The following is a 7,849-nucleotide window of genomic DNA, read 5'->3' on the forward strand; positions in this document are numbered from 1 at the left end:
GAGGGCGCCTCTTCGATCCCCAGACCCACTTCATCCTGTTGTCGAACTCCGGTGAATGCGGTTGCGCAACGGTGCTGGCTCCGTCACCGAGGGAGGGCATCGTCCCGGCGCAGCATGAGAGATTTTCGTCCCTGGCGCAGGACCACGCGCTCGGGCTCGATCGCCGAGACGGTCCAGCCCGCGACGCGGCTGCCGACGCCATGCCACTCGCTCGTTCCCGCGAACATCGCCTTGTAGGCCCCGCCCTCGACGAGAATGCCGGCAAGGTTCGGCACGGCGGCGAGGCGCTCCGGCACCGGGGTCGTCACCTCCGGCAAGACCGGCCCGGAAAGACTGCCGATGCCCTCCACCGCACGGCGCTGCGGATCGAAGGGCGAGGCGGAGAGGAACCCGTCCGTCTGCGGTGGGCGCTCGCGCGACAGGCCCGACAGCCCGGTGGTGGCCGCGACCGTCCCGTCCGCGACCGGCTCCCAGAACCAGGCCGTCGCCGCGAGCGCGGCGGCCGCGGCGAGCATGATCGCCGCCCGTGCGTTCGCAGGGCCGACATGGCGCAAGGACATGGTCATGGCCCTTTCCGAATGAGGGGCACGGCGGACAATGTCGCGGTGCCCGACAGAAGAATTCGGCCATCATCGTCCGGGGCACTGCGAACCGCCAGTTCGTCGACATCCAGGAAGGGCGCGCGCGTCTCGATGTCGGACAGAAATGCATGCAGGGCGCCGTCCGTGGCGGTGAAGCCGAAGCTGATCGCGATCGGCGCGGACGGTGACGAGGCGCGGGAAAGGGGCTGCACGGCATCGATCCGCATCGCGCCAACGGGCGCCGCCGCCTCGATGCGGGCTTGCAGCGCGACAATGGCGCCCGCCTCGTCGTCCGCCGAGAAGAACGGAGCCCCCGGCTTGGACGAGAGGGCGGCCACGGCAGCAACCCGCCCATCGCGGCGGGCCGTGCGCTCGTGCAGGGCGCGCGATGTCGACAGAGCCTCGCGATCCTCGAACCAGCGTTCCACGGGCGCCGCGAGCAGCGGCAGGAGGATCCAGGCGAGAACGCCGAGAAGGGCGATCGCCGCCGTCCGGCGCGCGTGAGCCTTCCAAACGAGCGGGGACGTCATGTCTGGTCTCCCGCCGGGTCCGGTCGGGCCGGCGACTGAATGTCGAAGCGCAGGTGCAGCCTGTCCGTCGTCGGACGGTCCTCGACCGTTGCTTCGACGTTTCGAAAGAGGTCGCTTGAGGAGAGCTCAACCTCGGCCGCGCCGAGATCCGAGCCTTGCAGCGTGACCTCGACCCGCCCGTTCGACCATCGAAAGTCGGACAGGCTCGCGCCGTGCGGCAGGCGGCGCGTCAGTTCGTCCAGAACCGCGACGACCGGGATACGACGTCCCCCGGTTTCGATGAAATCGGCGACGCCCGCCGCAGCCTGCGCCGAGGGCGACAGCCGGGATACGGTGCCGAGATCCTCCAGCGCCTGAGATTGCCGCGCCGCGGCCAGAAAGGGCGTCGAGACGAGAAGTGCGAGCGCGGCTGCGTAAAGAAGCCGCGCGGAAGGCGGCAGGCGGGCGAATGCGCGGCGCAGGCTCGGTTCCCGGATCGCAACGAGATCGACCGGGAGCGGCGCCCCGTCCGCATCGCCAACCGTCAGATGCGTGATCCGGAATCCGCCCTGCCCCAGCGCATCCTCCAACGCCGCGATGCGGGCGCGGGACAGGACGACCTGAGTTATATGGAGGTCACCCGTTTCGCCATCTTGAGCGTCCACGAACCAATCGGCAAGGATCTCGCCAGCGGAGAGCGGCATCAGATTCTCGACATCGTAGCGCAGGATTGCCTCGGCATGCGGCAGCGCGCGCGCAGGAAGGCAGGAATGGCGAACGAGGGCGAGATCGCGCGGCACCGACAGACGTACGGTGCGCCTGCGCACCCTTGCGGTCAGTTCGGCAAGTCGTGCGACCAACGCTTCGCCGGGCTCGCACGCGAGGTCGGCGCCGGGCAAGATTCCGCCGCGACTCGAAAGAGCGCAGGCGATCCGCCCATCATCGTGAAGTACACAAGTGACGGTCGCGGGGCGTTCGGAAAGTGTCGCCCGCAGCCAGTTCGGCACGACGGCGCTCAACTCGCCCAGCCACCAGTTGAACGCGCGGCCGACATGATCCGACAGGCCGGGACGCGGTGCATCCTTGCCATGCTTATGGTTCATCCCGCTCTATGTCCTCCCATCCGCTAAAGCTCATCAAGCCCTGCGGAATGTCAAGCTGATAGCCGGAGGGCCAGCTTTGGCAATAGCAAAAACAAAAAAAATGACAAAATCTGTCAACAACCTCTCCGAGCCACCAATGCAATCCTTGGCTTACTAAGTGTATTGTAGTCTGTCTCTCATACGTATCGGCACTTGGGAATGTCGATGGGAGAGAGTGGGCATGGAGCCGTCGCCGCTTCTTTGTGCGACGATCCTAAGGATCAATTACTATAATGGGAAGTGAAGGGCATTCGGCGTCCGCGGCGGGAGATTTTCCGCGGATCGCGCATGTTGCTATCATCGCACTTGCATTATGCTTGGGTGGATGCGTCGCGCCCGACTTTGCGGAACAAGCTCGATCGGGAAAAGTTCGATCGGGCTTGGAGGCGAGCCAGTCGCTCGGCGATGCGCGCAAGGTCGCAACCCGATCGGGCGCGTATGGTGCGCCGACGCGCGGCCTGCCCGGCGAGGTCGCGCTGATGGACGGCGTCGAACCGCGCCGCCCGCTCTACACGGACGGCGGCGAAACGGTGACGCTGAACCTCGTCGACGTGCCGATCGTGACGGCGGCCAACACGATCTTCACCGAGATCCTCCACGCCGCCTTCATCGTGGCGGACGACGTGACCGGCTCCATCACGCTGCAGACCTCGCGTCCCGTTTCCAAGCAGGCCCTCGTCGACAGCTTCCAGTCGGTTCTCGCGACCAAGGGCCTGTCGATCAGCAAGTCAGGCGAGGTCTACCACATCGCCCCTTCGGCGGACGGCGCACCCGGCGCGGGCCTCTCCTTCGGAGGCCGCGGCAAGATCCAGGTGGGGGCGGGCGCGCGCATCGTGCCGTTGAAGTCCATCTCCGCCGCGGAGATGGAGCGTATCCTTTCTCCCATCGCGCCGTCCGGCGTGCTGCGCGCCGACACCAAACGCAATCTTCTCATCCTGACCGGCACGTCCGAGCAGATCGGGTCCATGGAGGAGGCGATCGAGCTGTTCGACGTCGATTGGATGCGCGGCCAGTCGGCCGCCATCTTCCCGCTCGTCGGCGGCGGCAATCCCGACACCATCGCCAAGCAGATGGAGGAGGTCTTCGGCGGCGCGGAGGGCCCCGCACAGGGAACCGTGCGCTTCGTGCCGAGCCGCGAGTTGAACTCGATCCTCGTGATCGCCGCCAATCCGGTCTATCTCCGGCGGGCGCGCAGCTACATCAGCAAGATGGACTACGTCGCCTCGCTGAATTCGACGCAAAGCTTCGTCTACAAGGTCGAGAACCGGCCGGCCAAGGAACTCGCCGCCATCGTCCAGGGCATGGTGACGGGCGAATCCTCGGCGGCGCCGTCGAATGGCGTCGCGAGCGCCCTGACGCCGGTCGAGGAGCGGATGCAAGGAAGCGGCGGGGGCGCTGCCGACACCTCCGCAGGTGGATTGCAGGCCTCGTCCGCCGCGCTGACGAGCGAGACGTCGTCGTTTTCCGCCGGCAAGATGATGGTGGTGGCGGACGAGCCGAACAACGCGCTGATCATCGTCGCCACAAAGGCGCAGTACGACAAGCTGCTGCCCATCCTGAGTTCCTCCGACCGCATGGCGAATCAGGTTCTGATCGAGGCGGTGATCGCCGAGGTCACGTTGAACGACGAGCTGAAGTTCGGTCTCCGCTGGTTCTTCGAAAACGGCCAGGCCGGCGTCAAGCACCGCACGCTCCTGACCGATGCGGCGAACGGTGCGGTCTCCGCCGTCGCGCCGGGCTTCTCCTATCTCCTGGCGAAGACCGATTTCCAGGTGGTTCTCAACGCCCTCTCCTCCATCACCGACGTCAAGGTGATCTCCTCGCCGACCCTGACCGTGCTCGACAACCGTACGGCCCGCCTTCAGATCGGCGACCAGGTGCCGATCGTCACCCAGACCGCATCCTCCACGACGGCGTCCATCGACGCGCCGATCGTCAACCAGGTCGAGATGAAGGACACCGGCGTGATCCTTTCGGTGACGCCGCGCGTCAACTCCAACGGCCACGTGCTCCTGAACATCGAGCAGGAGGTCAGCGACGTCGTGCGGACCACGTCCTCGGGCATCGACTCGCCGACCATCCGCCAGAGGAAGATCGCGACCACCGTCGTGGTGGAGGACGGGCAAAGCGTGACGCTCGGCGGTCTCGTGCAGGAGTCCACCCAGAAGGGCACCGATGCGGTGCCGGTCCTCGGGCAGATCCCCGTTCTCGGTGCCGCCTTCCGCAGCCGGTCCGACGCCAAGAAGCGCACCGAACTCGTGATCTTCATGCGCCCGCGCGTGATGCGCAACAGCTCGGAGGCCGAGGCGGTGACACGCGAATTCCGCAACAGTCTGTCCCGCCTCGGCCTCGATACGAGCGGCACGACGGCGAACAGGATCCTGCAATGACGCCGTCCTCACAGGGAGCGGGCCGCCAGCGCCGCGCCCGCCGAAGCGACGGCTCCAATGCGGGTTCGAACGTCACCCCGAGTTTCACTGATGGAATGAAGTTGCGACGATGACGATGATTCTCACACGCCTCCGCCGACGCCGCATGAGCGAGAACGTCACCACCAGAGACAAGGTCGAGACGTCTCGATGCGGGGGCGACGCCGGCTTCACCCTCGTGGAGCTTCTCGTGGTTCTTGCCATCATCGCGCTGATCGGCACGCTCGTGGGACCCCGCGTCCTCGGTTACATCGGCACTGCGAAGTCCGACACCGCCGCCACCCAGATCCGCAATCTTTCCAATGCGGTCGAGCTTTTCTATCTCGACGTCGGCGCCTATCCCGACGACGAGGCGCAGTTGAAGGCCTTGCTGGAGCCCTTGAGTGCGGCGGGATGGAACGGCCCTTATCTGAAGACCGCCGCCAGCCTCATCGACCCGTGGGGCCGGACCTATCGTTACAAGAGCGCCGATGGGCAATTCGTCATCTCAACACTCGGCCGCGACGACAAACCCGGCGGCACCGGTGAAGACGCCGATCTGCTCTCCGACACGAGATGAGATGAGATGAGATGAGATGAGATGAGATGAGATGAGATGAGCAAGTCGCATCAAATCGCTCCGACGGAAGCATCATTCTCGCTCGACCGTCATGCGTATCGACCGAAAGAGACGGCGATGACGCACCCTTAGAGTCTGTTGGCGTATGATCCTGCTCAATCTCCGCAAGTCGCTCCTGGGTGATCCCGGCTTCCACGGCGACGTCGTGCAGCGATTGACACGTCGGCTCCGTTGCGAATAACCGTGCACGCCGCGATGATCCCGTTCCGTTCCACTTTCAAGTGACGAACACCTGGAACAGCCCTCCGATGAAGCTCGCTTGCGATCCGGCGGCTAGGCTGTCCAACCATCGAGCGGAACTGGCCCTTCCGGAACGTCCGCATCGTCTCGAACCCGCGGATGGTGTTGTGCGCGGTCTTCGATGACTAGAAGCCAAGCACGGGTCGGATCCGCGGTTTGAGCTTGCCGTCGTCAGCCTCGAGCCGGTTGTTAAGGAACTTCACCTGCCGGTGCTGGCAGGTCGCCGCAAGCCGCCCTTCTCGCCGCAACGAGGCGATCGCTTCGTTGTAGGCCGGGTTCTTTTCGGTCGAGATCACCGATGGCCGATTGTGCCGCGATCGGTTCAAAGCCTTGACGAGGAAGCGTTTGGACGCCCTAGTCGTCCGCTTCTGCGACAGTTGGAAATCGAGCGTCTCGCCTTGATCGCCGATGGCGCAGTAGAGGAGGATGATGTCGGGGCGAAGTGCCGGCCCTTGAACGCCAAACTCATCTCTGGGCTTTCGCTGTCCGCCGCTCTCCGACCTCAAGGCTCTCACTAAGGTCGATATTTTGCAACGGTGCCTTTCCCCATATGCAACGGAACCGTCGACAGCCTCGCCGGCGGATCGGAAGCCCGCTTCGTCGGACGGCTGTTCCAGCTGTTCGTCGTCTGAAAATGGAACAGAACGGGATCGTTGTGGTCTGATCGGCTATTCGCAACGGAGCCCACGATCTTGACGCCTATAAACATCGCGACCGCATCAAGCGATGCTTCTCGACATGGAAGCGCATCCGACGTTTCGCCAGGCGCTACGCTCGGCGCACCCTACACTTCACCGGCTTCGTCCATCTGGCCGCCTCTATGATCTGGCTGAACTGAATGTCGATCCCGACTAGCCCTCGGCACATGGCGACAGGGGAGATGAGCATGAGCAATTCCGGCTTCGGCGAGCAGCGGTTCCCGGCCTTTAAGCCTGATCCACGCCGCGCCCTCGCTCTCGGTGAGTTGCATGCGCGCCCGTTCCCCAGAATCATCGCGCCGCGCCAGGTGATCGCACTGGCGTTTACCATGACCGACGACGGCGAGCGCGATTTCGAGACGCTCAGTGCGCTCTCCACCCGCTGTGGCATCGCGCCTCCGGCATTTGGTGCGCGGGCGCATGTGTTCGCCTTCGGACAGGGCACGCTACGCTGGGAACGGCACAGCGAGTTCTCCACCTATCTTTTCGAGGGGCCAGCGCCAGGGCATATCGCTCAAACCGGCAGTGGGCACCCCTTCGGCGCCGACTTTGCGGCTCCAGGGCCGCTGATCGCCGGCGTGCATCTGGAGATCTGGTCGGCCGAAACAGAGACGGGCATCGGAAACGGATCCACGGGAGCGGCCAACTTCGAAGAAGCGAGCCTGTGCCATTCGACGATGGAGGGCGGGCTCGCGGAGGCGCTGACGGACTTTCGCCAGGATGGCGATGGTCTCACACACATCCTCGTGCTCGACCGCGGCCTCGCTCCGCACCGGGCCGGAGCGCTCGTGTTGCGGCTGGTCGAGATCGAGATCTACCGCACGCTGGCGCTGCTTGGCCTGCCACTTGCGCAGGAGACCGCACCGCGCCTTCGCCGGCTGGAGGCCAAGCTTGCCGATATCACGCGGGAGATGGACCGCGGCAGCGAGGATAGCCGCTCGCTCCTGCACGAGATCACCGCTGCGGCCGCCGAAGTCGAGGCGGGCGTCGCCGCTGTCCTCTACAGGTTCGGCGCCTCGCGCGCCTATGACGAGATCGTGCGTGAGCGCCTTCTGGCGGTCGGCGACACGGCGATGGCGGGTCGCGAAAGTTGGAGCGCCTTCCTGAAGCGGCGGATGGCTCCGGCCATGCGCACCTGCCGCTCTGTCGAGCAGCGGCAGGCCAACCTGTCGGAGAAGCTTGCGCGTGCCGCCAATCTCCTGCGCACGCGAATCGACGTCGAGCTGGAACATCAAAACCGCGATCTGCTCCATCAGATGAACCGCCGCGCCCAGCTCCAGCTGCGACTGCAGCAAACGGTGGAGGGGCTGTCGGTGGCCGCCATCGCCTATTACGTCGTCGGTCTGTTCGGCTATCTCGCCAAAGGCGCCTTCCACGAAGGCGGGCTGGTAGACCCCTCGCTCCTTGTCGCCAGCTTCGTGCCGATCGCCGTCGCCGGGGTCTGGCTGACCGTCCGGCGAATCCGCGGTCAGCACGGCGACACCGACGAACACGTTGCACCGAAGGGCTGACGGTTGTCGATGCCGGGTGGAAATTGGTTCTCCCGCAAACTGTGTGAAGTTGATGGGCCATTTTGGGTGCGGGCGACATATCGCGGGATTGGCAATGAACCCGAGATTCTGCGATGTCCC

At 65.1% G+C, this 7,849-nt stretch carries 7 protein-coding genes; 3 read left to right on the forward strand and 4 right to left on the reverse strand.

Annotation, left to right across the window (positions count from 1 at the left end):
* Positions 1-83: 83 nt before the first annotated feature.
* The 3 genes from GGR04_RS22305 to GGR04_RS22315 are packed head-to-tail and all read right to left on the reverse strand — an operon-like array spanning position 84 to position 2,109.
* Positions 84-566, reverse strand: coding sequence for a hypothetical protein (locus GGR04_RS22305; protein ID WP_183202614.1), 483 nt, complete (start codon positions 564-566; stop codon positions 84-86).
* Entirely contained in the window at positions 563-1,111 is a 549-nt protein-coding gene (gene gspM / locus GGR04_RS22310) for a type II secretion system protein GspM (protein WP_246393555.1), read from the reverse strand. The genes GGR04_RS22305 and gspM overlap by 4 nt, the downstream gene beginning before the upstream one ends.
* Positions 1,108-2,109, reverse strand: a complete 1,002-nt coding sequence (locus tag GGR04_RS22315; protein ID WP_183202617.1) for a PilN family protein — start codon at positions 2,107-2,109, stop codon at positions 1,108-1,110. The genes gspM and GGR04_RS22315 overlap by 4 nt, the downstream gene beginning before the upstream one ends.
* A gap of 503 nt (positions 2,110-2,612) precedes the next feature.
* Between GGR04_RS22315 and gspD the strand changes: the two genes are divergently transcribed.
* Both gspD and gspG read left to right on the forward strand, forming a co-directional pair.
* The gene (gspD, locus tag GGR04_RS22320; RefSeq protein ID WP_183202619.1) at positions 2,613-4,622 is read left to right on the forward strand and encodes a type II secretion system secretin GspD; all 2,010 of its coding nucleotides are present in this window, start codon (positions 2,613-2,615) and stop codon (positions 4,620-4,622) included.
* A gap of 145 nt (positions 4,623-4,767) precedes the next feature.
* Entirely contained in the window at positions 4,768-5,220 is a 453-nt protein-coding gene (gene gspG / locus GGR04_RS22325; RefSeq protein ID WP_183202629.1) for a type II secretion system major pseudopilin GspG, read from the forward strand.
* Between the two features lie 425 nt (positions 5,221-5,645).
* On the opposite strand, the gene GGR04_RS22330 is transcribed toward gspG, so the two are convergent.
* On the reverse strand, positions 5,646-6,026 hold the full coding sequence (locus tag GGR04_RS22330; protein ID WP_183202621.1) for a DDE-type integrase/transposase/recombinase: 381 nt from the start codon (positions 6,024-6,026) through the stop codon (positions 5,646-5,648).
* Between the two features lie 380 nt (positions 6,027-6,406).
* Here GGR04_RS22330 and GGR04_RS22340 point away from each other — a divergent pair, with 380 nt between their 5' ends.
* A complete protein-coding gene (locus GGR04_RS22340) occupies positions 6,407-7,729 on the forward strand; it encodes a DUF3422 family protein (protein WP_183202623.1) in 1,323 nt (440 codons plus the stop codon).
* Positions 7,730-7,849: the final 120 nt, after the last annotated feature.

It is taken from the genome of Aureimonas pseudogalii (assembly GCF_014196835.1).
In the GTDB taxonomy this organism is placed as follows: Bacteria; Pseudomonadota; Alphaproteobacteria; order Rhizobiales; family Rhizobiaceae; genus Aureimonas; species Aureimonas pseudogalii.

Bases quoted from the DNA above. Each gene is read 5' to 3' on its own strand.
- GGR04_RS22305 (WP_183202614.1), bottom strand. From the start codon at position 566: ATGACCATGTCCTTGCGCCATGTCGGCCCTGCGAACGCACGGGCGGCG.
- gspM (WP_246393555.1), bottom strand. From the start codon at position 1,111: ATGACGTCCCCGCTCGTTTGGAAGGCTCACGCGCGCCGGACGGCGGCG.
- gspG (WP_183202629.1), top strand. From the start codon at position 4,768: ATGAGCGAGAACGTCACCACCAGAGACAAGGTCGAGACGTCTCGATGC.
- GGR04_RS22340 (WP_183202623.1), top strand. From the start codon at position 6,407: ATGAGCAATTCCGGCTTCGGCGAGCAGCGGTTCCCGGCCTTTAAGCCT.